The organism is Pseudomonas sp. NPDC088444 (assembly GCF_044900175.1).
Taxonomy (GTDB): Bacteria; Pseudomonadota; Gammaproteobacteria; order Pseudomonadales; family Pseudomonadaceae; genus Aquipseudomonas.
Window position 1 is genome coordinate 197754 of sequence record NZ_JBJDNK010000004.1, and the last position, 25949, is coordinate 223702.

27 protein-coding genes and 1 tRNA gene are annotated in these 25949 nt (G+C 59.6%); 17 read left to right on the top strand and 11 right to left on the bottom strand.

Annotated elements, in window-relative coordinates; genetic code table 11:
- Positions 1-9 precede the first annotated feature (9 nt).
- From ACI2KB_RS09995 to ACI2KB_RS10005, 3 genes are all read right to left on the bottom strand, one after another.
- Complete coding sequence (locus ACI2KB_RS09995; RefSeq protein WP_404633924.1) at positions 10-297, bottom strand: PA4642 family protein; 288 nt, start codon at positions 295-297, stop codon at positions 10-12.
- Between the two features lie 68 nt (positions 298-365).
- Positions 366-851: a hypothetical protein gene (locus ACI2KB_RS10000; RefSeq protein WP_404633926.1), complete on the bottom strand. Its 486-nt coding sequence runs from the start codon at positions 849-851 to the stop codon at positions 366-368.
- A gap of 168 nt (positions 852-1019) precedes the next feature.
- Positions 1020-1577: a hypoxanthine-guanine phosphoribosyltransferase gene (locus tag ACI2KB_RS10005; RefSeq protein WP_404633928.1), complete on the bottom strand. Its 558-nt coding sequence runs from the start codon at positions 1575-1577 to the stop codon at positions 1020-1022.
- 199 nt (positions 1578-1776) lie between these two features.
- Between ACI2KB_RS10005 and upp the strand changes: the two genes are divergently transcribed.
- Both upp and ACI2KB_RS10015 read left to right on the top strand, forming a co-directional pair.
- Complete coding sequence (gene upp / locus ACI2KB_RS10010; RefSeq protein ID WP_404633930.1) at positions 1777-2415, top strand: uracil phosphoribosyltransferase; 639 nt, start codon at positions 1777-1779, stop codon at positions 2413-2415.
- Positions 2415-3695 carry a uracil-xanthine permease family protein gene (locus ACI2KB_RS10015; RefSeq protein WP_404633932.1) on the top strand — a complete coding sequence of 427 codons (1281 nt, stop codon included), beginning with the start codon at positions 2415-2417 and terminating at the stop codon, positions 3693-3695. The genes upp and ACI2KB_RS10015 overlap by 1 nt, the downstream gene beginning before the upstream one ends.
- A gap of 172 nt (positions 3696-3867) precedes the next feature.
- Here the strand turns inward: ACI2KB_RS10015 and hemH are convergent, their stop codons facing one another.
- Together hemH and ACI2KB_RS10025 are read right to left on the bottom strand one after the other, a co-directional pair.
- Positions 3868-4896, bottom strand: coding sequence for a ferrochelatase (hemH, locus tag ACI2KB_RS10020; RefSeq protein WP_404633934.1), 1029 nt, complete (start codon positions 4894-4896; stop codon positions 3868-3870).
- Positions 4897-4910: 14 nt separating this feature from the next.
- On the bottom strand, positions 4911-5813 hold the full coding sequence (locus ACI2KB_RS10025) for a TIGR01777 family oxidoreductase (RefSeq protein WP_404633936.1): 903 nt from the start codon (positions 5811-5813) through the stop codon (positions 4911-4913).
- A gap of 309 nt (positions 5814-6122) precedes the next feature.
- On the opposite strand from ACI2KB_RS10025, the gene ACI2KB_RS10030 reads away from it, so the two are divergent.
- The 10 genes from ACI2KB_RS10030 (at position 6123) to ACI2KB_RS10075 (ending at position 15780) form a co-directional block, all read left to right on the top strand.
- Positions 6123-7109 (top strand): NAD(P)/FAD-dependent oxidoreductase, encoded by a 987-nt coding sequence (locus ACI2KB_RS10030; protein WP_404633938.1) that lies wholly within the window; start codon positions 6123-6125, stop codon positions 7107-7109.
- A 304-nt stretch (positions 7110-7413) separates the two neighbouring features.
- Positions 7414-8394 (top strand): YbgA family protein, encoded by a 981-nt coding sequence (locus ACI2KB_RS10035; protein ID WP_404633940.1) that lies wholly within the window; start codon positions 7414-7416, stop codon positions 8392-8394.
- A 3-nt stretch (positions 8395-8397) separates the two neighbouring features.
- Positions 8398-9336, top strand: a complete 939-nt coding sequence (locus ACI2KB_RS10040; protein ID WP_404633942.1) for a MerR family transcriptional regulator — start codon at positions 8398-8400, stop codon at positions 9334-9336.
- 9 nt (positions 9337-9345) lie between these two features.
- Positions 9346-10791: a deoxyribodipyrimidine photo-lyase gene (gene phrB / locus ACI2KB_RS10045; RefSeq protein WP_404633944.1), complete on the top strand. Its 1446-nt coding sequence runs from the start codon at positions 9346-9348 to the stop codon at positions 10789-10791.
- Entirely contained in the window at positions 10784-11209 is a 426-nt protein-coding gene (locus ACI2KB_RS10050; RefSeq protein WP_404633946.1) for a nuclear transport factor 2 family protein, read from the top strand. The genes phrB and ACI2KB_RS10050 overlap by 8 nt, the downstream gene beginning before the upstream one ends.
- Positions 11206-11982: an SDR family NAD(P)-dependent oxidoreductase gene (locus ACI2KB_RS10055; RefSeq protein ID WP_404633948.1), complete on the top strand. Its 777-nt coding sequence runs from the start codon at positions 11206-11208 to the stop codon at positions 11980-11982. The genes ACI2KB_RS10050 and ACI2KB_RS10055 overlap by 4 nt, the downstream gene beginning before the upstream one ends.
- Complete coding sequence (locus ACI2KB_RS10060) at positions 11979-13226, top strand: NAD(P)/FAD-dependent oxidoreductase (RefSeq protein ID WP_404633950.1); 1248 nt, start codon at positions 11979-11981, stop codon at positions 13224-13226. The genes ACI2KB_RS10055 and ACI2KB_RS10060 overlap by 4 nt, the downstream gene beginning before the upstream one ends.
- Positions 13223-14020: a DUF1365 domain-containing protein gene (locus ACI2KB_RS10065; RefSeq protein WP_404633952.1), complete on the top strand. Its 798-nt coding sequence runs from the start codon at positions 13223-13225 to the stop codon at positions 14018-14020. The genes ACI2KB_RS10060 and ACI2KB_RS10065 overlap by 4 nt, the downstream gene beginning before the upstream one ends.
- On the top strand, positions 14010-15272 hold the full coding sequence (locus tag ACI2KB_RS10070; RefSeq protein ID WP_404633954.1) for a class I SAM-dependent methyltransferase: 1263 nt from the start codon (positions 14010-14012) through the stop codon (positions 15270-15272). The genes ACI2KB_RS10065 and ACI2KB_RS10070 overlap by 11 nt, the downstream gene beginning before the upstream one ends.
- Entirely contained in the window at positions 15265-15780 is a 516-nt protein-coding gene (locus ACI2KB_RS10075) for a DUF2878 domain-containing protein (RefSeq protein ID WP_404633956.1), read from the top strand. Before ACI2KB_RS10070 ends, ACI2KB_RS10075 begins: the two co-directional genes overlap by 8 nt.
- Before the next feature lie 167 nt (positions 15781-15947).
- Here the strand turns inward: ACI2KB_RS10075 and ACI2KB_RS10080 are convergent, their stop codons facing one another.
- The 6 genes from ACI2KB_RS10080 to hemA form a co-directional block, all read right to left on the bottom strand.
- Positions 15948-16466 (bottom strand): acyloxyacyl hydrolase, encoded by a 519-nt coding sequence (locus ACI2KB_RS10080; RefSeq protein ID WP_404633958.1) that lies wholly within the window; start codon positions 16464-16466, stop codon positions 15948-15950.
- A gap of 112 nt (positions 16467-16578) precedes the next feature.
- The gene (gene murI / locus ACI2KB_RS10085) at positions 16579-17379 is read right to left on the bottom strand and encodes a glutamate racemase (RefSeq protein WP_404633960.1); all 801 of its coding nucleotides are present in this window, start codon (positions 17377-17379) and stop codon (positions 16579-16581) included.
- Positions 17380-17390: 11 nt separating this feature from the next.
- On the bottom strand, positions 17391-18146 hold the full coding sequence (locus ACI2KB_RS10090; RefSeq protein ID WP_404633962.1) for a molybdopterin-synthase adenylyltransferase MoeB: 756 nt from the start codon (positions 18144-18146) through the stop codon (positions 17391-17393).
- The gene (gene prmC / locus ACI2KB_RS10095) at positions 18140-18973 is read right to left on the bottom strand and encodes a peptide chain release factor N(5)-glutamine methyltransferase (RefSeq protein ID WP_404633964.1); all 834 of its coding nucleotides are present in this window, start codon (positions 18971-18973) and stop codon (positions 18140-18142) included. The genes ACI2KB_RS10090 and prmC overlap by 7 nt, the downstream gene beginning before the upstream one ends.
- On the bottom strand, positions 18974-20056 hold the full coding sequence (gene prfA / locus ACI2KB_RS10100) for a peptide chain release factor 1 (protein ID WP_404633966.1): 1083 nt from the start codon (positions 20054-20056) through the stop codon (positions 18974-18976).
- Positions 20053-21330, bottom strand: coding sequence for a glutamyl-tRNA reductase (gene hemA / locus ACI2KB_RS10105; protein WP_404633968.1), 1278 nt, complete (start codon positions 21328-21330; stop codon positions 20053-20055). The genes prfA and hemA overlap by 4 nt, the downstream gene beginning before the upstream one ends.
- 258 nt (positions 21331-21588) lie before the next feature.
- Between hemA and ACI2KB_RS10110 the strand changes: the two genes are divergently transcribed.
- From ACI2KB_RS10110 to ACI2KB_RS10130, 5 genes are all read left to right on the top strand, one after another.
- The gene (locus ACI2KB_RS10110) at positions 21589-23316 is read left to right on the top strand and encodes a tetratricopeptide repeat protein (protein ID WP_404633970.1); all 1728 of its coding nucleotides are present in this window, start codon (positions 21589-21591) and stop codon (positions 23314-23316) included.
- 3 nt (positions 23317-23319) lie between these two features.
- Positions 23320-23937: a lipoprotein insertase outer membrane protein LolB gene (gene lolB / locus ACI2KB_RS10115; RefSeq protein WP_404633972.1), complete on the top strand. Its 618-nt coding sequence runs from the start codon at positions 23320-23322 to the stop codon at positions 23935-23937.
- Positions 23938-23939: 2 nt separating this feature from the next.
- Positions 23940-24806, top strand: a complete 867-nt coding sequence (gene ispE / locus ACI2KB_RS10120) for a 4-(cytidine 5'-diphospho)-2-C-methyl-D-erythritol kinase (protein ID WP_404633974.1) — start codon at positions 23940-23942, stop codon at positions 24804-24806.
- 36 nt (positions 24807-24842) lie between these two features.
- Positions 24843-24917 (top strand) — tRNA-Gln (locus tag ACI2KB_RS10125).
- 47 nt (positions 24918-24964) lie between these two features.
- Positions 24965-25906 carry a ribose-phosphate pyrophosphokinase gene (locus ACI2KB_RS10130; protein ID WP_037018241.1) on the top strand — a complete coding sequence of 314 codons (942 nt, stop codon included), beginning with the start codon at positions 24965-24967 and terminating at the stop codon, positions 25904-25906.
- Positions 25907-25949: the final 43 nt, after the last annotated feature.

Below are 25949 nucleotides of genomic sequence, written 5' to 3' on the forward strand. Positions count from 1 at the left end.
GGCTGGCAATCAGCCGCGCGCTTTTTCGATCAACTCGATGTAATCCTCGGCATTGCGCTGATCCTTGATCAGAGCAACGAAGTCATTGCCGTGCTCGTCCTTGCCATCGAGGTCGTAGCCCGCTTCCTTGAAGAACCCCAGAAAACGCTCGAAATCATCGATGCGCAGGCCGCGATAGGCCTTGATCAGTTTGTGCAGCGAGGGCGAAGTGGCATCGGCTGGTTCGAAATCCAGGAACAATTTGATCTGGGCGTCGCCGATTTCATCGCCAATCACCTGCTTCTTATCTTTACGCATTGCTGACTCCAACTGACTTGCGGGACATTTTCAGGGGCGGGCAGTTTACCCCTCGCTCGGTCACCGGCTCAACGCGCGCGTACGCTGCCGGTGTGCAAGTCGGCCCAGACGTGACCATTGGCGTAACTGAGGAACTGGACGTACATCTTCTCGTTGCGCAGCAAATCGACCAGCACGCGGTACTGGCTCGCCGGGTAATACAGCGTCAGCGTGCGGCTCGGCTCGTCATATGCAGGCTTTTTTAGGCTTTTGCTTTCACCGTCGAAATGAATCAGCACCTCGGCAATCGTAGCGCCTTTGTTCATCGGCTTACCTTTCAGGCGCAGCGTCAGTGGCGATGTGACGGGGATGGGTTGCTGATTGGACTGACGCTGGCTGCCCGCGACGATGACGTACTCGGTAATCTGCAACAGTTGCTGCTGCTCGGGCTCACCTTCGCGCACCGACATCTCGTCGGGCGGCAGGTACTGGGCGTGCATGGGTTCAGCAAGGGCGGGAAGCGGCAGGGAAAACAGCAACATCAGCGCCGCTTTACTACGAAACGATAACGTCATGGAGGCCTCCCGGGAAAAGTGGGTGGCACTCTAGCATGCAAGCAACTGATCTCACTCAACGTTGTGGGAGCCGCCTTGCTGGCGATTGCGGTTTGTCAGTGACAAATGTGCAGAGTGACACACCGCTTCGCCAGCAAGCCGGCTCCCACAGAAGAACGCAGGCGTCAGTTACATCCCTTTAACGGCGTAGATACCCGCAGCATTGCGCCAGTAACCTTTGTAATCCATGCCATAACCGAAGATGTAGCGGTCAATGCACGGCAGCCCCACGAAATCGGCCTTCAGGTCAGGACGGGCCTTGCGGTTGTGGTCCTTGTCGATCAGCACGGCTGTATGAACGGCGCTGGCGCCTGCGTGTTTGCAGAAGTCGATGATCGCGCCCAGGGTGTGCCCTTCGTCCAGGATGTCATCGATGATCAGCACGTCACGGTCGATGAACGAGACTTCCGGCTTGGCTTTCCAGAACAGCTCGCCGCCGCTGGTTTCGTTGCGATAACGGGTGGCGTGCAGGTAGGACGCTTCCAGCGGGAAGTTCAAGTGGGTCAGCAGCTTGCCCGCAAAGATCAGGCCGCCGTTCATCACGCAGAATACGACCGGGTTGCGGTCGGCCAGCACGCTGTTGATCTGCTCGCCGACACGAGCGATGGAGGCCTCGACTTCCTCATTCGTGTACAGGCAGTCAGCCTCGTCCATGACTTGACGGATGTGTGCGAGATCAGCGGGCATGGTGCTCTCCAAAGGGGGGCTGGGCAAGAAAAGCGGGCAAAGGTACGCATCCGTCATCGTCAGAGCAAGTGTTTCTGGACTAACGTTGTACCAGCGTCCCATTAATGTAAAAAACCTGAACTTAACCTGTAGGACAAGTTACTGCTGAATAGATTAATCTAGGCCGTTTTTTTTGCCCGCCCGCTGGAGCCTTCCCCTTATGTCCATTCGTGAGATCCGCCATCCGCTGATCCGTCACAAGCTCGGCCTCATGCGCCGTGCCGATATCAGCACCAAGAATTTTCGTGAACTGGCTCAGGAAGTCGGCGCACTGTTGACCTACGAAGCGACCAAGGATTTGCCGCTGGAAACCTACGACATCCAGGGGTGGGCCGGGACGGTTCAGGTGGAAAAGATCGCTGGCAAGAAGATCACTGTCGTGCCGATCCTGCGCGCAGGCATTGGCATGCTCGAAGGCGTGCTCAGTCTGATTCCGGGCGCCAAGGTCAGTGCCGTGGGTGTGGCGCGCAACGAAGAAACCCTCGAAGCCCACACTTATCTGGAAAAGCTCGCACCGGAAATCGACCAACGTCTGGCGCTGATCATTGACCCGATGCTCGCAACCGGTGGCTCGATGGTCGCCACGATCGATCTGCTTAAAAAAGCTGGCTGCCGCGACATCCGCGCGATGGTCCTGGTGGCAGCGCCGGAAGGCATCGCCATCGTCGAGAAAGCGCACCCGGACGTACAGATTTACACCGCGTCCATCGATCAACGCCTGAACGAACACGGCTACATCATCCCGGGTCTGGGCGATGCCGGTGACAAGATTTTCGGCACCAAGCAAAAGGACGCCTGATGAAACAGGACGAGTTCAACGATCCACTGTGGCGCACCGTATTGTCGGGCGCCCAAATGCTGTTTGTGGCCTTCGGTGCGCTGGTGCTGATGCCGCTGATCACCGGGCTCGATCCCAACGTCGCGCTGTTCACCGCAGGTCTGGGCACGCTGTGCTTTCAAGTGGTGACAGGCCGTCAGGTGCCGGTTTTTCTGGCTTCAAGCTTCGCCTTCATCACCCCGATCATTCTCGCCAAGGGCCAGTTCGGCCTGGCCGCGACCATGGGCGGCGTCATGGCAGCGGGCTTTGTCTACACCTTCCTGGGCCTGGCCGTGAAGATCAAAGGCACCGGTTTCATTGACCGCCTGCTGCCACCCGTGGTCATTGGCCCAGTGGTAATTTCCATCGGCCTGGCAATGGCCCCCATTGCCGCGAACATGGCGATGGGCAAAACCGGTGACGGCGCGGCAGAGTTGATCCCGTACCACACGGCAATCACCATCTCGATGGCGGCCCTGCTGACGACGCTGATCGTGGCCGTATTCGGCAAAGGCATTTTCCGCCTGGTGCCAATCATCTCCGGCGTGTTGGTGGGTTTTGCATTGTCGTTCTGGTTCGGCGTGGTCGACGTAGCCAAGATCGCTGCGGCGCCATGGCTGGAACTGCCACGCTTCACGGCGCCGGAATTCAACTGGCAAGCGATTCTGTTCATCGTCCCTGTGGCGCTGGCCCCCGCCATCGAGCACATCGGCGGCGTGATTGCCGTGGGCAGCGTGACGGGCCGTGACTATCTCAAGAAGCCTGGCTTGCACCGCACGCTGCTTGGCGACGGCATCGCGACCACCGTGGCAGGCGCCTTCGGCGGCCCACCCAACACCACCTACGCCGAGGTGACTGGCGCGGTGATGCTGACCAAGAACTACAACCCGAAAATCATGACCTGGGCGGCGATCTTCGCCATCGCGCTAGCATTCATCGGCAAGTTCGGCGCGCTGTTGCAGAGCATTCCAGTGCCAGTCATGGGCGGGATTCTGTGCCTGCTGTTCGGCTCCATCGCCGCTGTGGGTATGAACACGCTGATCCGCCACAAGGTCGATCTGGCCGAAGCCCGCAACCTGGTGATCGTGTCAGTAACCCTGGTATTTGGCATCGGTGGCGTGCTGATCGGCACCGGTAACGGGCCAGACGACTTCGGCATGAAAGGCATTGCGCTGTGCGCCGTGACCGCGATTCTGCTGAACCTGATCCTGCCGGGCAATGATGGCTGGAAGAACAAGCATCTGGATGATCAGTTGCCGTAGTTAGTCCGCTACGAAAAAAGGGGGCCATCAATGAGCCCCTTTTTTGTGCCCGTACAACAATCCACCTGTGGGATTGAATTCATTCGCGACGTTTGTACAGCCGATAAATCTCCATCGGCTGTACCATTTTTCGCGAATGAATTCGCTCCCACAGGTCTGATTTGCGCAGGACTCAAACCATCGCAGGCGCACGCTCACACAAGGCATTCAACGCCTTCGCCCAGTTCGGATCGTCATTCAGGCACGGAATCAAAATCAGCTCTTCGCCCCCCGCTTCTTTGAACTGCTCTGCGCCACGATCCCCGATCTCTTCCAGCGTCTCGATGCAGTCCGCGACGAACGCCGGGCACATGACCAGCAGCTTTTTCACACCCTGCTCTGCCAGTTCCGCCAAATGCGCTTCGGTATAGGGTTCGATCCATTTGTTGCGGCCCAAGCGCGACTGGAAGGACACCGACCACTTGCCCTCCGGGATGCCCATCAACCTGGCAAACTCGGCCGAAGAATGCATGCACTGCGCGCGGTAACAGAACGCGAGGGTTTCGGGATTCGAGTGATCGCAGCAGTTGCCGTTTTTGTCGAAGCGATGTTTGCCAGTCGGATCGAGCTTGTTGATGTGGCTCTCCGGCAGGCCGTGGAAGCTCAACAGCAGGTGATCGTAATCCTGCTCCAAATGCGGTTTGACGCTCTGCACCAGCGCGTCGAGGTATTCCGGCTGATTGAAGAACGGCGGCAGCAGCGCCAGCTCGAATTTCAGCTGCTTTTCGCGGATGACGCGGCGGGCCTCTTCGACGACCGTGGTCACGGTGCTGTCGGCGAATTGTGGATACAAGGGGGCCAACGTGATTTTCTTGATGCCCTGCGCGGCCAGTCGGGTCAATACAGACTCAATCGAAGGTTCGCCATAACGCATCGCCAGTTCAACCGGTCCATGGGTCCATTCCCGGGTCATCGCCTGTTGCAGACGCTTGCTCAACACCACCAGCGGCGAGCCTTCGTCCCACCAGATCGACGCATAGGCGTGGGCGGACTGCTCCGGGCGCTTGATCAGGATCAACGAGACCAACAGGCGGCGCAACGGCCAGGGCAGATCGATAACGTAAGGGTCCATCAGGAACTGGTTGAGGTAGCGGCGGACATCCGCAACTTCGGTGGAGGCTGGCGAACCGAGGTTTACCAGCAGCAACGCGTGATCGGTCATGCAGCACCTTGAGGTCAATGGCGGCCTGTAATGTTTTCCAGGGCCGCGTGCAGATCGGTGAATTGGAAAGTGAATCCGGCGTCCAGCAACCGGGTCGGACGCGCGCGCTGGCCGCCCAACAGCAGAATCGACAACTCGCCCATCAACAGCCGCAGCGCGAGGGCTGGCATGGGCATGAACGCCGGGCGGTGCAGGATCGAGCCGAGCGTCTTGGCAAACTCACGGTTCCGAACCGGTGATGGCGCACAGGCATTATACGGACCCTCGGCATCGTCACGGTTCAACAGAAAATCAATCGCCGCGATTTGGTCGTTGATATGAACCCAAGGCATCCATTGGCGCCCATTGCCGATGGGGCCGCCCATGCCCAGTTTGAAAGGCGGCAACAAGCGCTGCATCATGCCGCCATCGTGAGCGAGCACAAGGCCGGTGCGCAGCAACACGACGCGAATGCCTAATGTCTGCGCACGTTGCGCCGTTTCTTCCCAAGCGATGCACAAGCGGCTGGCGAAGTCTTCGCTGACTGGCTGTGACGTCTCGTCGAGCTCACGCTCGCCCCCGTCGCCGTACCAGCCAACGGCAGAGCCGGAAATCAGCACACGCGGCTTCTGCTCGCGTCGCTCAAGCCAGGTCAGGAGTTGTTCGGTGAGGGTAATGCGGCTGTCCCATAGCAACATTTTGCGCTTGCGGGTCCAGGGCCTGTCGGCAATCGGTGCGCCCGCCAGATTGATCACGGCATCGACCGGCTGGCTGCCGATCTCGTCCAGATGCGCGACACCGCGCACGCCAGAACCACAGAGACGCGAGACCTGAGCCGGCGTGCGGCTCAGTACGATCAGCTGATGCCCTTGATCGCGCCAGTGTCGACACAGGCGTCGACCTATCAAGCCTGTACCGCCGGTCAGCAAGATGTGCATGTCGGTGATCCTCGCGTGGCGTTCATCGCAAATCGGTAGTCTATTTCTTTACACACAACGTGCTTTAGACGAAGCGAACAGTGAAACCTTAGGCCACGTTATAGAGAGCCGCTCGAACGCCATACGTTCGATCTCATCCGTTCGCACAGTTGAACGATTCTGGCGAACCGTCAGACTCACTATTGACCCGCTCAACAGCGGGAGCGGTCAGCGTCCTGAGCGTCGAAGGACGACAAGTTATACCGAAAAACAGCATTGTACAGGTTTTGACGACGGCGTAGTCTGTGCAGACAAGGTAACGAGGCTCCTATGACTGTACCCATCGCAATCATCGGTACCGGCATTGCCGGACTCTCAGCTGCCCGCGCGCTACACGCCGCCGGGCACAGCATTCACCTTTTCGACAAGAGCCGTGGCAGCGGCGGACGCATGTCCAGCAAGCGCAGCGATGCCGGTTCGCTGGACATGGGCGCACAATATTTCACCGCCCGTGATCGTCGATTCGCCAACGTCGTTCAGCAATGGCAGGCCGAGGGCTTCGTCGCTGAATGGGCACCGGTGCTCTACAACTTTCATGGCGGGCAGTTGAGTCTGTCGCCCGACGAGCAAGTCCGCTGGGTCGGCAAGCCGCGCATGAGCGCCATCACCCGGGCGATGCTCGGCGACCTACCAGTGACGTTTTCCTGCCGTATCAATGAAGTCTTCCGGGGTGAAGAGCATTGGCACCTGCTCGACGCCGATGGCCGCAGCCACGGGCCGTTCAGTCAGGTGGTGATTGCGATCCCCGCACCACAGGCGACAGCATTGCTGGCCGCCGCGCCAAAACTGGCGAGTGTCGTGGCCGGTGTGAAAATGGAGCCGACCTGGGCCGTCGCCATGGCCTTCGAAAGCCCGCTGGATACGCCGATGGAGGGCTGTTTCGTGCAGGACAGCCCCATCGACTGGCTGGCGCGCAACCGCAGTAAACCGGGCCGCGACAGCACGATGGACACGTGGGTGCTCCACGCCACCAGCGCATGGAGCCGTCAACATCTGGACATGTCCAAAGAAGACGTGATCGATCACTTGCACGGCGCCTTCGCCGAGATGATCAGTTGCGCGATGCCCGCCCCCGCCTTCACCCTCGCCCACCGCTGGTTGTATGCACGGCCTGCGGGGGGACGTGAAGTGGGGGCGCTGTCGGATCCTGATCTGGGCGTTTATGTCTGTGGTGACTGGTGCCTGTCCGGTCGCGTCGAGGGCGCTTGGCTCAGTGGCCAGGAAGCGGCGCGTCGTTTGCTTGAACATTTGAAGTAAATCGCCTGCCCCGGACGTAAACCTATAGAGCGGCGGAGCGTTGTGGGTGTCGGCTTGATGCGGGAGACGTTGCAACGAAGGCAGCTCCCCTAGGTCCAGCGTCGAACAAAAGACCTGGATCCAGCGCAGTCATTGTGGGAGCCGCCTTGGTGGCGAAGGCAGTTGACCAGACAACATAGAATCTCGCAGGACGCAGTTCATTAAAGTTGTACAAACCGTTTGACTTGTACAACTCAGAACCTATGATGAGCAAAAGTTGTACAACCGCCAAGGGTTGTACATGAAGCTCGTCGAGGTTTTACCCATGCGTACGCCGCTGGATCAGCCACCGGAAGCCAAAACGAAGCCCAAGCTGGGCGTTAGCGCGTGCCTGATGGGCGTTGAGGTTCGCTACAACGGTGGGCACAAAGAGTCGCATCTGCTGACTCGCGCACTCAACGAGCACTTCGATTTCGTTCCGGCCTGCCCGGAAGTGGCCATCGGCCTGGGAATTCCTCGCGAAACGATCCGCCTGGTAGGCGACCCCAAACACCCCCAAGCCGTCGGCACCGTCCACGAAGAGCTGAACGTCACGCAGCCATTGGCCGATTACGGAGCGCACATGGCCGAGGCCATGGACGACATCTGTGGCTACATCTTCATGCAAAAATCCCCGTCCTGCGGCCTGGAGCGGGTGAAGGTTTATCGCGACAACGGCGCGCCGTTCGATGAAGGCGGTCGTGGCGTTTACGCCCAGGCCTTCTGCGCCCGGCATCCTGATCTGCCCGTTGAGGAAGATGGCCGGCTGAATGATCCGGTCCTGCGGGAAAACTTCATCACCCGCGTGTTTGCCTACGCCGCCTGGCAGCACTTGCTCAAAGAGGGGATCAGCCGACGGGCGCTGACTGAATTTCACTCGCGCTACAAATACCAACTGATGGCCAACGACCCCGTGCAATACAAGGCACTGGGCAGCCTGCTCGGTCATATGGGCCGCAGCGATCCAACCGAGATCGCCCCCCGCTATTTCAGTGCATTGATGAACGCATTGAAGAAGCCTGCCACCCGGCGCACTCACACCAACGTGTTGCAGCATTTGTGCGGCTACCTGCGCGAAACGCTCAACACGTCGGACAAACAGGAAATACAGGGCCTTATCAACCAGTACCGCCAAGGCATCGTGCCGCTGGTGGTGCCGCTGACCCTGCTCAAACACCATTTCCGACAGCACCCGGACCCGTACATCGCCATCCAGGTGTACCTGCAACCGCACCCGGAAAACCTTAGCCTGCGCAACGCCATTTGAGCCATGAACGACATCACTACCGAACCAATGGAAGACGACCCGCAAGCCTACGCCGAGGCCCTCGAAGATGGCTGGCTGCCGATTCGTGAGGTCGCCCGCCTGACCGGCGTGAACGCTGTGACCCTGCGCGCCTGGGAACGTCGCTACGGCCTGATCGTGCCCCATCGCACGCCCAAGGGGCATCGCCTGTACAGCACCGCCCACGTCGACCGAGTGTTGGCGATCCTCACTTGGCTCAATCGCGGGGTGTCGGTCAGTCAGGTCAAGCAACTGATCGACAACCAACAGGCCGCGTCACCCAGCGTCGAAAGCGACTGGGAACCGCTGCGTCAGAATCTGCTGCAAGCCATCACCAGCCTCTCGGAACGCCGGCTGGACGACACCGTCAATCAGGCCATGTCGCTTTACCCGCCGCGCACGCTGTGCGAGCAGTTGCTGCTGCCTCTGCTCAGTGAGCTGGAGCAGCGCTGGCAAGGGCAGTTCGGCGCACAACTGGAGCGGACGTTCTTCTATTCATGGCTGCGCAGCAAATTCGGCGCGCGGCTGTATCACAACAACCGTCAGGTCAGCGGCGCGCCACTGTTGCTGGTCAATCAGTCCGATACGCCCATGGAGCCGCACCTGTGGCTGACCGCGTGGCTGGTCAGCAGCGCCGATTGCCCGGTGGAAGTCTTCGACTGGCCCCTGCCGGTCGGCGAACTGGGCCTGGCCTGTGAGTACCTCAAACCCCGCGCCGTGCTGTTGTACTCCAGCAAATCGCTGAACCTGAACCCGTTGCCGCGCCTGCTGAGCAACATCGACTGCCCGAAACTGATCGTCGGCCCGACGGTGCAAATTCATGCGGACGAATGGGCCGAGTGCGTCAGGGAAATCAACGGGCTGACCCTCGCGGACGACCCGCTGAGCGCCCACGCCGCGCTGCAGCGTCTGGACCTCATTTAAGGAGTGATCATGCAATTGTTCTGGCTGCGCACTGATTTGCGCGCACACGACAACACCGCATTGAACGCTGCGATGAAGCAGGGTCCGACTGTGGCCGTGTACATGATCAGTCCGGGACAATGGCACAGCCACGATGACGCGCCGTGCAAAGTGGATTTCTGGCTGCGCAATCTGGCGGCGTTGAAAAACGGGTTGGAGGCACTGAACGTACCGCTGCTGATCGTCAATGCCACTACGTGGGACAAAGCCCCCAAGGCACTGCTGGAGTTGTGCCTGACCCATAAAATCGAGCACGTTCACGTCAACGAAGAGTATGGAATCAACGAGGACAATCGCGACAAGGCCGTTGCTGCGATGCTTGATCAACACGGCATCGGCTTTACGCGCCACCTGGATCAACTGTTTTTCAAGCCCGGCAGCGTACTGACCAAAAGCGGCGGTTACTTCAAGGTCTACACCCAGTTTCGTAAAGTCTGCTACGAGCGTCTCCATCACTCGATTCCGTCTGTGGGCAGGCTGCCCCCGGCGCAGGCGGCGCTGCACATCAAGAGTGATGACGTTCCAGAAAGTGTCCACGGTTTCGCCACGCCTCCCGACGCGCTGCGCATGCTTTGGCCCGCTGGCGAGGACGAAGCGCGCAAACGGCTGGCGCAGTTCACCGACGACGCGGTGCATTACTACAACGACGAACGGGATTTCCCGGCCAGACCCGGCACCAGCCAGTTGTCCGCCTATCTGGCAGCCGGCGTGATTTCACCACGGCAATGCCTGCACGCTGCGCTGCGCAGCAACAACGGCGAGTTCGAGACCGGCAACGTCGGCGCGGTGACCTGGATCAACGAGCTGCTGTGGCGCGAGTTTTATAAACACGTTCTGGTCGGTTTTCCGCGGGTGTCTCGCCACAGAGCGTTCCGGCCGGAAACCGAAGCGTTGAAATGGCGTCACGCCCCTAAGGATCTGGAGGCCTGGCAGCAAGGCCGGACCGGACTTCCGATTGTTGATGCAGCGATGCGTCAGTTGCTGGAGACCGGGTGGATGCACAACCGCCTGCGCATGATCGTGGCGATGTACCTGACCAAAAACCTGCTGATCGACTGGCGCGAAGGCGAGCGTTTCTTCATGCAGCACTTGATTGACGGTGATTTGGCCGCCAACAACGGCGGCTGGCAATGGAGCTCGTCGACGGGCACCGACTCATCGCCCTACTTCCGTATTTTCAACCCGATCAGCCAGTCCGAGCGGTTCGACCCGCAAGGCGTGTTCATCAAGCAGTGGGTGCCGGAGCTGGCCGAACTGAACAAACGCGACGTTCACGACCCCTCGGCACTGGGTGGGCTGTTTGGCGTACAAGGCTATCCGGCGCCCATCGTGAACCTGAAGGCCAGCCGCGAGCGGGCCCTGGCAGCGTTCAAGTCCCTCCCCCATCGTCAGCCAGAGACTCAAGACCATGAGTGAATTCCTGCGCGACTACGCCCGGCGCTTTGCCGAACTCGACAAGGACAACCTGCATCGGCTCGGTGAGCTGTACAGCGAGGACATCGCCTTCACCGATCCGCTGCACGAGATCCATGGCCTGACCCGTCTGGGCGACTATTTCGCCGAGCTGTACGCCAACGTGCGTGACCTGCATTTCGAGTTTCATGCATTCGACCAGGTGCGCGAAGGCAAGGGCTACTTGCGCTGGACCATGACCTACCGCCACCCGCGTCTTAATCATGGCGAGCTGATTGCCGTCAACGGCTGCTCGCACCTGCTGTGGACCGACAACAAAGTGTTCCAGCATCGCGATTTCTTCGACGCCGGAGCGCTGCTCTACGAACACCTGCCCGTGATGGGCAGGATGATTGGCTGGCTCAAGAGGCGACTGGTATGAAACGACGCATCTGGTTGACGGGCGCCAGCAGCGGAATCGGCCTCGCACTGGCCGAAGCGCTGCTCAGTGCGGGTCACCAGGTGGCGTTGACCGCGCGCAGCTTCGAGCCACTGGAAGCGCTGGATCGGCGCTTCCCCCGCCAAGTGGTGCTGGCGCCGGGCGATGTGACGGATCCCGAGCAAGTCACGGCCATCGGCGAGCGCATCGCGCAGGTATGGGGGGCGCTGGACACAGCGATTCTCAATGCCGGGACGTGTGAATACGTCGACACTCACCAATACGACGCCAAGCTGGTCGAGCGGGTGATCAGGACCAATCTCATTGCCACCTCCTACTGCGTTCAGGAAGCGCTGACTTTGTTGCGCCTGGGCGAACGGCCTCATTTGGTGGGCGTGGCCAGCTCGGTCGCCTTCCTGCCGCTCACCCGCTCCGAAGCCTATGGCGCCTCGAAGGCCGGGGTCCGTTACCTGTTTCAGTCGCTACGCATTGACCTGGCCCACGAAGGCATCGACGTCACGCTGGTCAACCCCGGTTTCGTCGACACCCCGTTGACGGCCAAAAACGATTTCGCCATGCCGATGCGCTGGTCCGCGCCCAAAGCGGCGCGCTTCATCGCCGAGCGTCTGGACACACCGCGCAGACCACTGGAAATCTCCTTCCCGTGGCTATTCATTCTGGCGCTCAAGGCCATTGCCCTGTTGCCCGGCCGCCTGCAACTGGCGCTGAGCAAACGCATGGTGCGCCGCCCCGACCAGCCAGGAGCGGCGCCATGAAGATCGCGATCATTGGCAGCGGCATTTCGGGCCTGACCAGCGCCTGGCTGCTGAACCGGCTGCACGACGTCACCGTTTTCGAAGCGGAAAACTGGATCGGCGGCCATACCCACACCGTCAACGTTTCGGTCAATGGCCAGCAGCACGCCATCGACACCGGGTTCATCGTCTTCAACGACTGGACCTACCCTCACTTCATCAAGTTGCTGGGCAAACTGGGCGTCGCCTACAAACCCACCGAAATGAGCTTTTCGGTGAGCGACCCTCATACCTGCATCGAATACAACGGTAACAACCTGAACAGCCTGTTCGCGCAACGCAGCAACCTGTTGTCGCCCACCTTCTGGGGCATGCTGCGAGACATCCTGCGCTTCAACAAGCAGGCACTCGCAGACCTGCAAAGCCAGCGCATCGCCGCCGATACCACGTTGGGCGCCTATCTCAAGGCCGAAGGCTACGGTAGACGCTTCACCGAGCATTACATCGTGCCAATGGGGGCTGCGATCTGGTCAATGTCACTGGTTGACATGCTGGCGTTCCCGCTGCAATTTTTCGTGCGCTTTTTCAAGAACCACGGCCTGCTGTCAGTGAGCAACCGGCCGCAATGGCACGTCATCGAGGGGGGATCGAGTCGCTACATCGAGCCGCTGACGGCATCGTTTCGTGACCGCATTCGCCTGCGCTGTCCGGTCACACGGGTCGAGCGCGACCGTGAAGGGGTGACCGTTCACAGCACCCTCGGCAGCGAGCGCTTCGACAAAGTGGTGTTTGCCTGTCACAGCGATCAGGCCTTGTCGTTGCTGGCCGAACCCAGCACCAACGAGCGGGAAATCCTCGGCGCCCTGCCCTACGCCGACAACGACGTGGTGCTGCACACCGACACCAGCCTGCTGCCCAAACGCCCTTTGGCATGGGCCAGCTGGAATTACCGTCTGGGTGGCGCAGGCGATCAATCGGCTGCCGTGACCTACGCCATGAACATCCTGCAAGGGATCGACAGCGACACCACGTTCTGCGTCAGCCTCAATCAGACGCCGTCCATTGATCCGAACAAGATTCTCGCGCGCTATCGCTACGCCCATCCGCAATACAGCCTCAAGGGCATCGCCGCCCAGGCCCGCTGGCAGGAACTGCACGGCGCTCGGCACACCTATTACTGCGGGGCCTATTGGGCCAACGGCTTTCATGAGGATGGGGTGGTCAGCGCACTGCGCGTGGCGTCGGCGTTCGGGGAGTCTCTATGAACAGCGCCCTGTACAGCGGCTGGGTGACTCATCGGCGCTTTGTGCCCAAAGCTCATGCCTTCACCTACCGCATCGGCATGCTGTACCTGGATCTCGACGAACAGGATGCGGTGATGAAGCTATCACCCTTCGCAGGCGCAAGCCGACTGGCGCCGTTCTCGTTTCGTCCCGGAGATTATCTGAAGGATTACACCAGTCGAGGCATGTCGCTGATCGGCGCCGTTCGGGAAATCGTCAAGCAATCGCAAGGACGCGCGCCCATGGGGCGAGTTTGCCTGCTGACCCAGGCCCGCAGTTGGGGGTTGTCGTTCAACCCCGTGAGCTTCTTCTATTGCTACGAAGAAGATGGGGCATTAGCGGCGATTGTCTGTGAGGTGACCAATACGCCCTGGCGCGAGCGCTACCACTACGTCCTGCCCGCAGGGCCTAAAGGCCATCAGCACTTTGCCGTGGCCAAGGCCTTTCATGTCTCGCCGTTTCTGCCCCGTGATCTTGAATACCGCATGAGTTTTAGCCAGCCCGATGCGCACTTGGGGGTCCACATGGCCGACTGGCAGGGCGATAAAAAAGTGTTTGATGCCACGCTGAATTTGCAGCGCCAACCGCTGGATCGCCCGGCGCTGCATCGTCATTTGCTGGATTTTCCCTGGATGACGGCCAAGACCTGCCTGGCTATTTACTGGCAGGCGTTGAGACTTTTTCTGAAACGTATTCCGGTGTTTTCCCACCAGGCCGCTGAGGGCTCGTACCGCACTGCCGCCGCTCAATCAAAGGCTCGACGCCATGAAAAGTAACAGCCTCCCCCTGGGTCTGAGCACCCACAGCTTGACCTCCCATTTCTTGCGACGTGGTGTGTTACGCCAACTGGAACATCTACGTCATGGACAACTGGTGATCTACGAGGGCGATCAACATCATGTGTTCGGCGCAGCAGGCGCATTGTTACTAGGCGAAATCCGCGTGCAAGATTCGGCCGCTTGGGGCCTGGTTGCCAGCAATGGCTCGATTGGCGCGGGGGAAGCCTTCATTCACGGCTACTGGACCAGCCCGGACCTGACCGCCGTGATTCGCGTCTTCGTCAGCAACCTCGATGTGCTCGACGCGATGGAAGGCGGGCTGGCGCGCCTGAGCCGCCCGTTCGTTCAGGGGCTGCACTGGCTCAATCGCAACACTCGCGCAGGCTCTCAAAAGAACATCGCCGCCCATTACGACCTGGGCAACGACATGTTTGAACAGTTTCTTGACCCGACCATGATGTATTCGGCGGCACAGTTCCTCAGCCCCGAGGACTCACTGGAACAGGCGCAACTGAACAAACTGGAGCGGATCTGCCAGAAACTGGCGCTCAAACCGTCAGACCATTTGCTGGAAATCGGCACCGGCTGGGGCAGCATGGCGATCTATGCCGCGCAGCACTATGGCTGTAAGGTCACCACCACGACGCTCTCCAAAGAACAGTTCGCTTACACCGAAAAACGCATCGCAGAACTGGGCTTACAGGACCGCATTACACTGCTGCTGCGCGACTACCGTGACCTCGACGGCCAATTCGACAAGCTGGTGTCCATCGAAATGATCGAAGCGGTGGGCCATCGCTTTATGCCCACCTATTTCAAGCAGTGCGCGCGCTTGCTCAACGACAACGGCCTGATGTTGATTCAGGCGATCACCATCCGCGAACAACGCTATGCGCAGGCCAAGCGCAGTGTGGACTTCATTCAGCGCTACATCTTCCCCGGCGGCGCACTGCCATCAGTGACCCGCATGCTGGAGATCGTCGGCAAGGACACCGACATGAACCTGCTGCACATGGAGGATTTCGGCCTGCACTACGCACGTACCCTGCGCCTGTGGCACGACAACTTTCGCCGCGCGACGGGCCATTTGAAAGAACGGGGCTACGACGATTACTTCCTGCGGCTGTGGGAGTTTTACCTGTGCTACTGCGAGGGCGGTTTTCTCGAACGCACCATTGGCACCGCACAACTGCTGCTGGCCAAACCCCAAGCGATGCGTGCGCCGCTGCTGGGACGTTTCGATGCTTAAAAGGCTGCTGAACGCAGCGCTGTTTCAAGTCGGCTGGTTCGCCTGCGTGCTGGGAGGCAACAGTGGCTGGCTATTGCTGCCTGTGACCATCGTGCTGGGGCACCTGTGGCTGATAGGCACTTGGCGGACGGAGGGGCGATTGCTGATGACGGTTTTCGCCTTGGGCTGTGTGCTGGACAGCGCGCTGATCAAAATCGGCCTGTTCGATTTCGGAGAAGCCGGGCGTGTGATTCCACTGTGGCTGGCCTTGCTCTGGCCGCTGTTGGGGACGACGTTACGGCATTGTCTGGCCTGGAGCGCACGCCCCTGGTGGCTGGCGAGTCTGCTGGGGTCTATCGGCGGACCGCTGTCTTACCTCGCGGGATCGCACCTGACCTACGTGCAATTGCCACTGGGCGTCTGGCCGAGCGCGCTGATTCTGGGAGTGATCTGGGCGGTGGTGTTTCCGCTGTTGCACTGGCTGGCAGGGTATTTTTGCGAGGCGCGTCAGCGGGAGGTGTCGGTGTGAGCCGGTCAACTTACGCGTTCATTGTTGAAGTTTCTATGTGGCTTGGCCAAACGCCTTCGCCAGCAAGCCGGCTCCCACATTGACTGCATCGGATTCGGATCTCTTGTTCGACGCTGAACCTGTGGGAGCCGGCTTGCTGGCGAAGGCGGTGTCTCAGACAACGATGCTTAGAACGGCATCGTGTAATGAATCGCGTAGCTCTCGATACCGTCGTTGGTGCTGGTCAGGCCACCATTGGAGTAGTGAGTCGCACGCAGGCCCACTTCATGACCACCGGCGAAACGCAGGCCGAAACCAATGCGGTCTTCGAACTGGAAAGCGCTGCCCAGCTTGTTGCCTTCGACTTCCGTGCGCTGGAATACCGCAGCGCCGATGCCGGCTTCGATATAAGGCTTGACGCTGTCACCGGCGAATTCATATACGAACACTGGAGAGAACGACAGGCTGTTGTTGCTCGCGTTCTTGTCGCCTTCCCAGTAGGTGTAGGCGCCGCTCCAGTAGCCGGTCAGGCGACCGACGCTGGTTTGCCACCAACTCTTGTCCCAATCAAATTGCGCACCCAGACGATAGGTCATCGTCGATTCGCCGGTATGGCCCACCGAGAATTCGACCCCATCGGCCTGTGCAATCGCACTTTGCCCCGTCAACACAGCCGCAATCGCAGCCAAACAAAACAGTCGCTTCATCTGAAACATCCCATTTTCGAGTGCAGTTAGAAATATTTTTATCAACAGACGAGCTGTAGAAATCTTCGAATGAATGAAAGTTCATCCAAAAACAGTGCTATTCACGTTTTTTTCACGAACCGAAGGATCGCACACTGTCAGATTTTTTCCATAGTACAGGTAGGATGTTTCTGAAATTTTCTGGATTTCCACTCGTCCAGAATTGAGCTTCCACAGGGCGAGAAGTGGAAAGAAGATCACGTTGGTTCAATAGACGCCCTAATTGGCGAGCGACTGCGGCGCCCGTATCAATCAGGGTGATGGATGACGGAATCATTTCCCTCAAAAGCGGTTTGAGGAAGGGATAGTGAGTGCAGCCCAGAATAATCGTGTCGCACCTCGCCTCAAGCAGCGGCTCGACATAACGCCATAAGAGTTGGCGAATGACAGGACTGACCAGATCACCGGTTTCGATCAATTCCACCAATCCCGGACAGGGTTGAGTAATCACCTGTACATCCGTCGCGAAGCGGTCGAGCAACGCAGCGAACTTCGCGCTTTGCAGCGTGCCCGTTGTCGCCAGCACGCCCACCACGCCACTTTGGGTTGCGGCGGCAGCGGGTTTGACGGCGGGTTCCATGCCCACCAGTGGCCAGTCCGGATAGCGCTCGCGCAAATCAGCCACCCCGGCCACAGTGGCCGTGTTACAGGCGATCACCAGCGCCTTGGCGCCCTGCTCGCGGAAAAACTCTGCAATGGTCACGCAGCGCTGGCGAATGAACTCGGGGGTTTTCTCGCCGTAGGGGATATGCCCGCAATCAGCGACATACAGCAGCGATTCGTTGGGCAGCAGCTGATGAATCTCGCCCAGCACCGACAGCCCGCCGACACCCGAATCAAACACGCCCACCGGCGCGTCGCTGTCTCTAGCCATGCTTGCTCATTCTATTCATGAGGGGTGCCGCATACGCTGCAGCCCGGATCGCGTTTGACTTTCAGTTCACGCAAGCGCGTGCCCAGCGCATCGATCAACAACAGCCGTCCGACCATGGGTTCACCAAAGCCAGCGAGCAATTTCAGCGCCTCCAACGCTTGAAGGCTGCCCACCAGCCCCACCAGCGGTCCGATCACACCCGCTTCGGAGCACGTCAGCTCATTTTCGCTGCCATGCCCGTACAGGCAGTGGTAGCACGGGCTTTCGGCACGACGGGGGTCGAACACCGACAACTGGCCCTCCAGCCGAATCGCCGCGCCGCTGACCAGAGGCTTGCCTGCCGCGACACACGCCGCGTTCACAGCTTCACGAGTGGTGAAGTTGTCGGAGCAATCGAGCACCAGATCCACCGCCGCCACGACCGCCGCCAGGGAGTCCTCATCCAGCGCAGCGCGATGGGGAACCAGCACAACGTCGGGATTGATCGCGGTCAGCCGTGCGATGGCAGAGTCCACTTTGCTCACGCCCACGCTCTGCGTGTCATGAATGATCTGGCGCTGAAGGTTGGTCAGGTCGACCGTGTCGAAGTCCGCCAGATGCAGCTCACCCACCCCGGCAGCAGCCAGATAGAGCGCCACAGGAGACCCCAATCCGCCGACACCGACGATCAGTGCGCGGCTCTGCTTGAGGCGCAACTGGCCATCGATGTCGACCTGTTGCAGAAGAATCTGCCGACTGTAGCGCAGCAGCTCTTCGTCGGTCAGCACGGCACGCGCCCAAAGGTGATGCGTTCATGTTCGCCGAGATCGCGGCGGGTCTGAATCTGCTCGAAGCCCTGCTGGTTCAGCAACTCGCGAACGGCTGCACCCTGATCGTAGCCGTGTTCAAGCAACAACCAGCCACCGGGCTCCAGATGCGCAGGCGCTTGCGCAACGATCAGACGCAGATCGTCCAGGCCGTCCTTGCCGGACGTCAGGGCGGTACTGGGTTCAAAGCGCACATCGCCCTGAACCAAGTGAGGATCGTTGTCCGCAATGTAGGGGGGATTGCTCAGAATCAGATCGAAACGCTGGCCTTCCACTGCACCGAACCAGTGGCTTTCCAGCACACGGGCGTTGTCCAGATGCAGGCGCTGGCGGTTGCGCTCGGCCAGTTCCACGGCTTCGGCCACCCGATCCACCGCCGTGACAGACCACTGCGGACGGTCCTTGGCCAGCGACAGCGCGATGGCGCCGGTGCCAGTGCCCAAATCCAGAAGACGATGAGGAATCGCGCCCGACAGCAGTTCCAGTGCGGTCTCCACCAGCATTTCCGTTTCCGGGCGCGGGATCAGCGTATGGGGCGCGACTTCAAGATCAATGTTCCAGAAGCCCTGCTGGCCGAGGATGTACGCCACCGGCTCACCGGTACGACGACGCTGAAGATAGCCGTCGAACGCTTGCGCGGCTTCGGTGCTGACAATGCGCTCCGGCCAGGTGTGCAAAAAGCTGCGCGGCTTGCCCAGGGCAGCGGCCAACAGCAGTTCGGCATCCAGTCGGGCTGTCGGAGAATCCGGCAGCTCAGCGCTTCTTAACAAGCTGGCGATGATGGTCATTTACTCACCCAGTGCCGCAAGTTGATCTGCCTGATACTCGGCAAGCAACGGTTCTATCACTGCATCGACACCACCCGCCAAAACTTCATCCAGCGAATACAGCGTCAGGTTCACGCGGTGGTCCGTCACTCGCCCCTGTGGGAAATTGTAAGTACGAATACGCTCGGAGCGATCTCCTGAACCGACCAGCAATTTACGCTCACTGGCAATCGCATTGGCAGCGGCAGCGGTTTGCTGGTCGTTGAGCTTGGCTGACAGCCAGGCCATGGCCCGGGCACGGTTCTTGTGCTGGGAACGTTCTTCCTGGCACTCGACGACGGTTCCGGTCGGTATATGGGTAATACGAATCGCCGAGTCGGTGGTGTTGACGTGCTGCCCGCCCGCGCCCGAGGAACGGAACGTATCCACACGCAAATCCGCCGGGTTGATCTCGATCGCCTGCTTCTCATCCGGCTCAGGCAGCACCGCAACCGTGCAGGCAGAGGTGTGAATGCGGCCTTGGGACTCGGTTTCAGGCACGCGCTGGACGCGGTGGGCGCCGGACTCGAATTTCAGCTTGCCATAGACGTTCTCGCCTTCGACCCGCGCAATGACCTCTTTGAAGCCGCCATGCTCGCCTTCGTTCTCGGAAAGGATTTCCACGCGCCAACCGCGACGTTCGGCGTAACGGGAATACATACGAAACAGGTCACCGGAGAAAATCGCCGCCTCGTCGCCGCCAGTGCCCGCGCGAATTTCCAGAAACACGTTACGGCCGTCGTTGGGGTCCTTGGGCAGCAGCATCTTCTGCAACTCGCCCTCCAGCACCACCAGTTGCTCCTTGGCCTCACGCACTTCCTCGACGGCCATTTCGCGCATGTCAGGGTCACTGTCCTTGAGCAACGCCTGCGCGCCCTCAAGTCCGGCCTGTACTTTTTTCAGCTGCGAGTAGGCCCGAATCACGGGTTCGACTTCCGCGTATTCGCGGGAATAGGCGCGGAATTGGGTCTGATCGGAAATGACTTCGGCGTCGCCAAGCAGCGCGGTCAATTCTTCGAAACGGTCGCTGAGCACGTCCAGCTTATTGAGCAGTGAAGCTTTCATTGCGGGGGTTTATCCGTGGAGCCCTCATTGAGGGCAAAGAGTTCCTGGGCCATGGCCAGCGCATCGACGCGACCTTCGGCAGACAGCTTTTTCAATTGCACGCTTGGCGCATGCATCAGTTTATTCGTGAGGCCCCGTGCCAGCGCCATCAATACATCTTCGGCGTTACTGCCGTTGGCGAGCATGCGTTGTGCCTTTTGCAACTCCTCATCACGCAGGCGCTCGCTTTGCTGACGATAGGCCTTGAGCACATCGACGGCCGCCAGCTCGCGCAGGCGCGACATGAAATCGTCGACGCCCAGCGTCACCAATTCTTCAGCCGCCTGAGCGGCGCCCTGACGACTCTTCAGGTTCTCGGCGACGACCTCGTGCAAATCGTCCACGGTATACAGATAAACGTCGTCCAGCTCACCGACTTCCGGCTCGATATCCCGTGGAACGGCGATATCTACCATGAAAATCGGCTTGTGCTTGCGCAGTTTCAGCGCGCTTTCCACTGCGCCCTTGCCCAGAATCGGCAACTGACTGGCAGTGGAACTGATGACGATGTCACTGTTGACCAACTCGGCCGGGATATCGGCCAGCAAAACGGCATGAGCGCCAAACTCTTCAGCGAGGATGCTGGCGCGCTCCAGCGTGCGGTTGGCGACCACGATACGCTTCACGCCCAATTCATGCAGGTGCCGGGCGACCAGCGTGATGGTCTCGCCTGCCCCAATGAGCAACGCCTGACTGCGTTGCAGGTCGCTGAAAATCTGTTTGGCCAGGCTGACCGCGGCAAATGCCACCGAAACCGGGTTTTCGCCAATGGCCGTGTCGGTGCGCACCTGCTTGGCCGCGCTGAACGTCGCCTGAAACAACCGGCCCAGCAATGGACCGATGGTTCCGGCCTCCCGCGCAACGGCATAGGCGGATTTCATCTGCCCCAGAATCTGCGGCTCGCCCAACACCAGCGAATCCAGCCCCGAGGCCACGCGCATCATGTGCCGGACCGCTGCGTCGTCTTCGTGCACATAGGCACTGGCGCGCAGTTCATCGATATTGAGGTGGTGATAATCGGCCAGCCAGCGCAGCACGACGTCCGCGGTGAGCGAATCCTGCTCTATATAAAGCTCGCTGCGGTTGCAGGTCGACAGGATGGCCGCCTCGCGACTCTGGGTCAGGCGGCACAGCTGCTGCAACGCCTCGACCAACTGCTCAGGCGTAAATGCCACGCGCTCGCGGACATCCACGGATGCAGTCTTATGGTTGATACCCAGAGCAAGAAAGGCCATTCAAGGTCGCTGATGGTGACGTGAAGCCGACAATTGTCCTACTTCAATAGATTCAGAACAACCACCGCAATACATTCAGAACGTCCAGGACCGTCTATTGTCCCTATAGTGTTCCGCTTCGCAGCGCGCGCCCTGCGACAAATTGTCCAAGCGCGGGCTGTAAATGGCGGGTCTGTAGTTTTCAGTCGGGCTGTGGGTTTGCTCCCTGCCTTGTGTCATGATGTTTTCAAACCGCAGGTAAGCCGCCCTCTCTTCTATATGAATAAATCCTCCGCGTTGTTCCTTGCCCTTGTCGTTCTTGGTGGCTGTCAGTCTACGGCCTCCGTTTCCACGGAGCCTCCGGCCCCCGCGAAAGAAACGACGCCCGCACCTGTAACCAAGCCGCAGGTCTATGGTTCGTTCACCCAGGAAACCGTCGTTGCCCTGCTGACCGCCGAGCTTGCAGGGCAGCGCAACCGCTTCGACATCGCACTGGATAATTACGTGACCCAGGCGATCCAGACGCAGGATCCGGGGATATCCGAGCGCGCCTTCCGCATCGCCGAATACCTGGGCGCCGATCAGGCTGCACTGGACACCTCGATGCTGTGGGCCAGAAACGACCCGACCAATCTCGAAGCGCAGCGCGCTGCCGCCATTCAACTGGCCCGCGCCGGACGCTACGACGACTCCATGCGCTATATGGAGAAAGTGCTGCAAGGGCAAGGCGACACCCATTTCGACTTCCTCGCGCTCTCGGCCGCGGAAACCGACTCCAATACACGTAAAGGTCTGCTCGCCAGTTTTGATCGCCTGCTGGCCAAATACCCGAAAAACGGCCAGTTGATCTTCGGCAAAGCCTTGCTGCTGCAGCAGGAAGGTGACAGCGTTGCATCGCTGAAACTGCTCGAAGACAATCCTCCGGGAGAGGGTGAAGTCGCACCGATTCTGCTGCGCGCCCGCCTGCTGCAAAGCATGAATCGCGGCAAGGAAGCGTTGCCCCTGCTGGAAAAAAGCATCAAGAAATACCCGGATGACAAGCGCCTGCGCCTGACGTACGCGCGGATGCTCGTTGAGCAGAACCGCATGGAAGACGCGAAGGTGCAATTCTCCAGCCTCGTTCAGCAATACCCGGACGACGACGAACTGCGTTACTCGCTGGCACTGGTGTGCCTGGAAAACAAAGCGTGGGACGAAGCACAAGGTTATCTGGAAGACCTCATTGCCCGCGGCAGCCACGTTGACTCGGCTCACGTGAACCTTGGCCGTATTTATGAAGAGCGCGAAGACCCGCAAAACGCGCTGAATGAATACGCCCAGGTCGGGCCAGGCAACGACTATCTGCCCGCGCAACTGCGTCAGGCAGACATTCTGATGAGCAACGGCAGCACCGCCGAAGCCTCGAAACGTCTGGCTCAGGCCCGCGCCGACCAGCCGGATTACACCATTCAGCTCTATCTGATCGAGGCAGAAACACTGACCAACAACAACCAGAGCGACCGTGGCTGGCAGGTGTTGAATCAGGCGCTCAAGCAATACCCGGACGACCTCAATCTGCTCTACACCCGCGCCATGCTGGCGGAAAAGCGTGACGACCTGAAGCAGATGGAGACCGACCTGCGGGCGATTCTCAAGCGCGAACCGGACAACGCCATGGCCCTGAACGCGCTGGGTTACACCCTCTCCGACCGCACGACGCGCTATGCCGAAGCGAAAGAACTGATCGAGCGCGCCCATCAGCTCAATCCAGACGATCCTGCCGTGCTCGACAGCCTGGGCTGGGTCAATTATCGCCTGGGCAATCTCGATGAGGCCGAGCGCCTGCTGCGTGAAGCACTGGAGCGCTACCCTGATCACGAAGTCGCCGCGCACCTGGGCGAAGTGCTCTGGGCAAAAGGCCAACAGCGCGAAGCCCGCAAAGTGTGGGGCAAAGCCCTCGAACAGCAACCTGATAGCCCGGTCCTGCGCAGCACCCTCAAACGCCTGACCGGCTCCGAGACCCTTTGATTTATGTTATTGCGCCACGTCATCGTATTCAGCTTGATTGCCCTGCTCGCCGGCTGCGCCGGAATCACCTCCCGTGAGGCCGTGCAAGGCACAGGCGACGCCAACAGATGGAAAGCCAACAAGGAACAGCTCGCCAGCCTTGATGGCTGGGAAATCAACGGCAAGGTTGGCATCCGCGCACCGAAGGACTCCGGCAGCGGCACCCTGTATTGGCTGCAACGCCAGGATTACTACGACATTCGCCTGTCCGGCCCGCTGGGTCGTGGTGCCGCACGCCTGACGGGACGCCCCGGCGCCGTGTCGCTGGAAGTCGCCAACCAGGGGCGTTTTGACGCGCCCGATCCAGAAACCCTGCTCAAGGATCAACTGGGCTGGAGGCTGCCGGTCTCCCATCTGGTCTGGTGGGTCCGCGGCCTGCCCGCGCCTGAAACCAAAAGCAGCCTGACACTGGATGGCGACAGCCGCCTGGCCGGGCTGGAGCAGGATGGCTGGAAAATCGAGTACCTGAGTTACGCAGAGCAGAATGGTTACTGGCTACCTGAACGCATGAAACTGCACGGCCAGGACCTGGACGTCACGCTGGTCATCAAAGACTGGCAGCCGCGCAAGCTGGGGCAATGAGCATGTCACTGTCCCCTCAAGACGCGCCACGTCTGACCCTGCCCGCCCCTGCCAAGCTGAACCTGATGCTGCACATACTCGGGCGCCGCCCCGACGGCTACCACGAATTGCAGACGATCTTTCAGTTCCTCGACTACGGCGACGAGCTCAGTTTCGCACTGCGCGAAGACGGCGAAGTGCGCCTGCAAACGGAAATTCCTGACGTCCCCCACGACAGCAATCTGATTGTCAAAGCCGCTCGCGCGCTCAAAGAGCAGTCCGGTTGCACACAAGGTGTCGACATCTGGCTGAAGAAAATCCTGCCCATGGGTGGCGGCATTGGCGGTGGCAGTTCGGATGCCGCGACTACCCTGCTAGGGCTCAATCATCTCTGGCAACTGGGCTGGGACGAGGATCGCCTCGCTGCACTGGGCCTCAAACTGGGCGCCGACGTCCCGGTTTTCGTACGTGGACACGCGGCTTTCGCCGAGGGCGTGGGCGAAATCCTCACCCCTGTGGACCCCGAAGAACCGTGGTATGTCGTGCTGGTGCCGCAAGTCTCTGTAAGTACAGCAGAAATTTTTTCAGATCCACTGTTGACACGTGACACGCCGCCCATTAAAGTGCGCCCCGTTCCCAAGGGAAACAGTCGAAATGACTGCTTACCGGTTGTAGCAAGGCGTTATCCAGATGTTCGTAACGCGTTGAATTTGCTAGGTAAATTTACCGAAGCAAAACTAACCGGAACTGGAAGTTGTGTGTTTGGGGCCTTCCCAAACAAAGCTGAAGCTGATAAAGTCTCGGCCCTTCTTACAGAGACCCTTACAGGGTTTGTAGCAAAAGGCAGCAACATTTCGATGTTGCACCGCAAGTTACAAACACTGCTCTAAGAGAACCGAATGCCAGGCATTCGTTGCAACAGATACAGGGGCGTCGCCAAGCGGTAAGGCAGCAGGTTTTGATCCTGCCATGCGTTGGTTCGAATCCAGCCGCCCCTGCCATTTTCCTATAGCCATCCAGGCATACCCAAATACATCAGGTACTGCGCGTGTCCAAGATGATGGTCTTCACGGGGAACGCTAACCCCGATCTGGCTCGGCGTGTCGTTCGTCAGCTGCATATCCCTCTCGGTGACATTTCTGTCGGCAAGTTTTCCGACGGCGAGATTACCGCTGAGATCAATGAAAACGTTCGCGGTAAAGACGTCTTCATCATTCAGCCGACCTGCGCTCCGACCAACGATAACCTGATGGAACTCGTCGTGATGGCCGATGCCTTCCGCCGCTCCTCAGCGACTCGTATCACCGCTGTTATCCCTTACTTTGGTTATGCCCGCCAGGATCGCCGTCCGCGCTCCGCTCGCGTGGCAATCAGCGCCAAAGTGGTTGCGGACATGCTCACCGTTGTCGGTATCGACCGTGTGCTGACCGTTGACCTGCACGCTGACCAGATTCAGGGCTTCTTCGACATTCCGGTAGATAACATCTACGGCTCCCCGGTTCTGGTGGATGACATCGAAGATCAACGTTTCGAAAACCTGATGATCGTTTCTCCGGATATCGGTGGCGTCGTGCGTGCACGTGCTGTTGCCAAATCCCTGGGTGTCGATCTCGGGATCATCGACAAACGCCGCGAGAAGGCCAATCACTCTGAAGTGATGCACATCATCGGTGACGTCGAAGGTCGTACCTGCATTCTGGTCGACGACATGGTCGATACCGCCGGCACTCTGTGCCACGCGGCCAAGGCTCTGAAAGAACACGGCGCAGCCAAGGTATTTGCCTACTGCACCCACCCTGTTCTCTCGGGTCGTGCGATCGAGAACATTGAAAATTCCGTGCTGGACGAACTGGTGGTGACCAACACCATCCCGTTGTCCGCAGCAGCACAAGCCTGTGACCGTATCCGTCAACTGGATATCGCACCGGTAGTGGCTGAAGCGATGCGTCGCATCAGCAATGAAGAATCGATCAGCGCGATGTTCCGCTAAGGGCTCTGCCCTTTCGAAACTCCGTTGACGAAAAGCGCCCCGC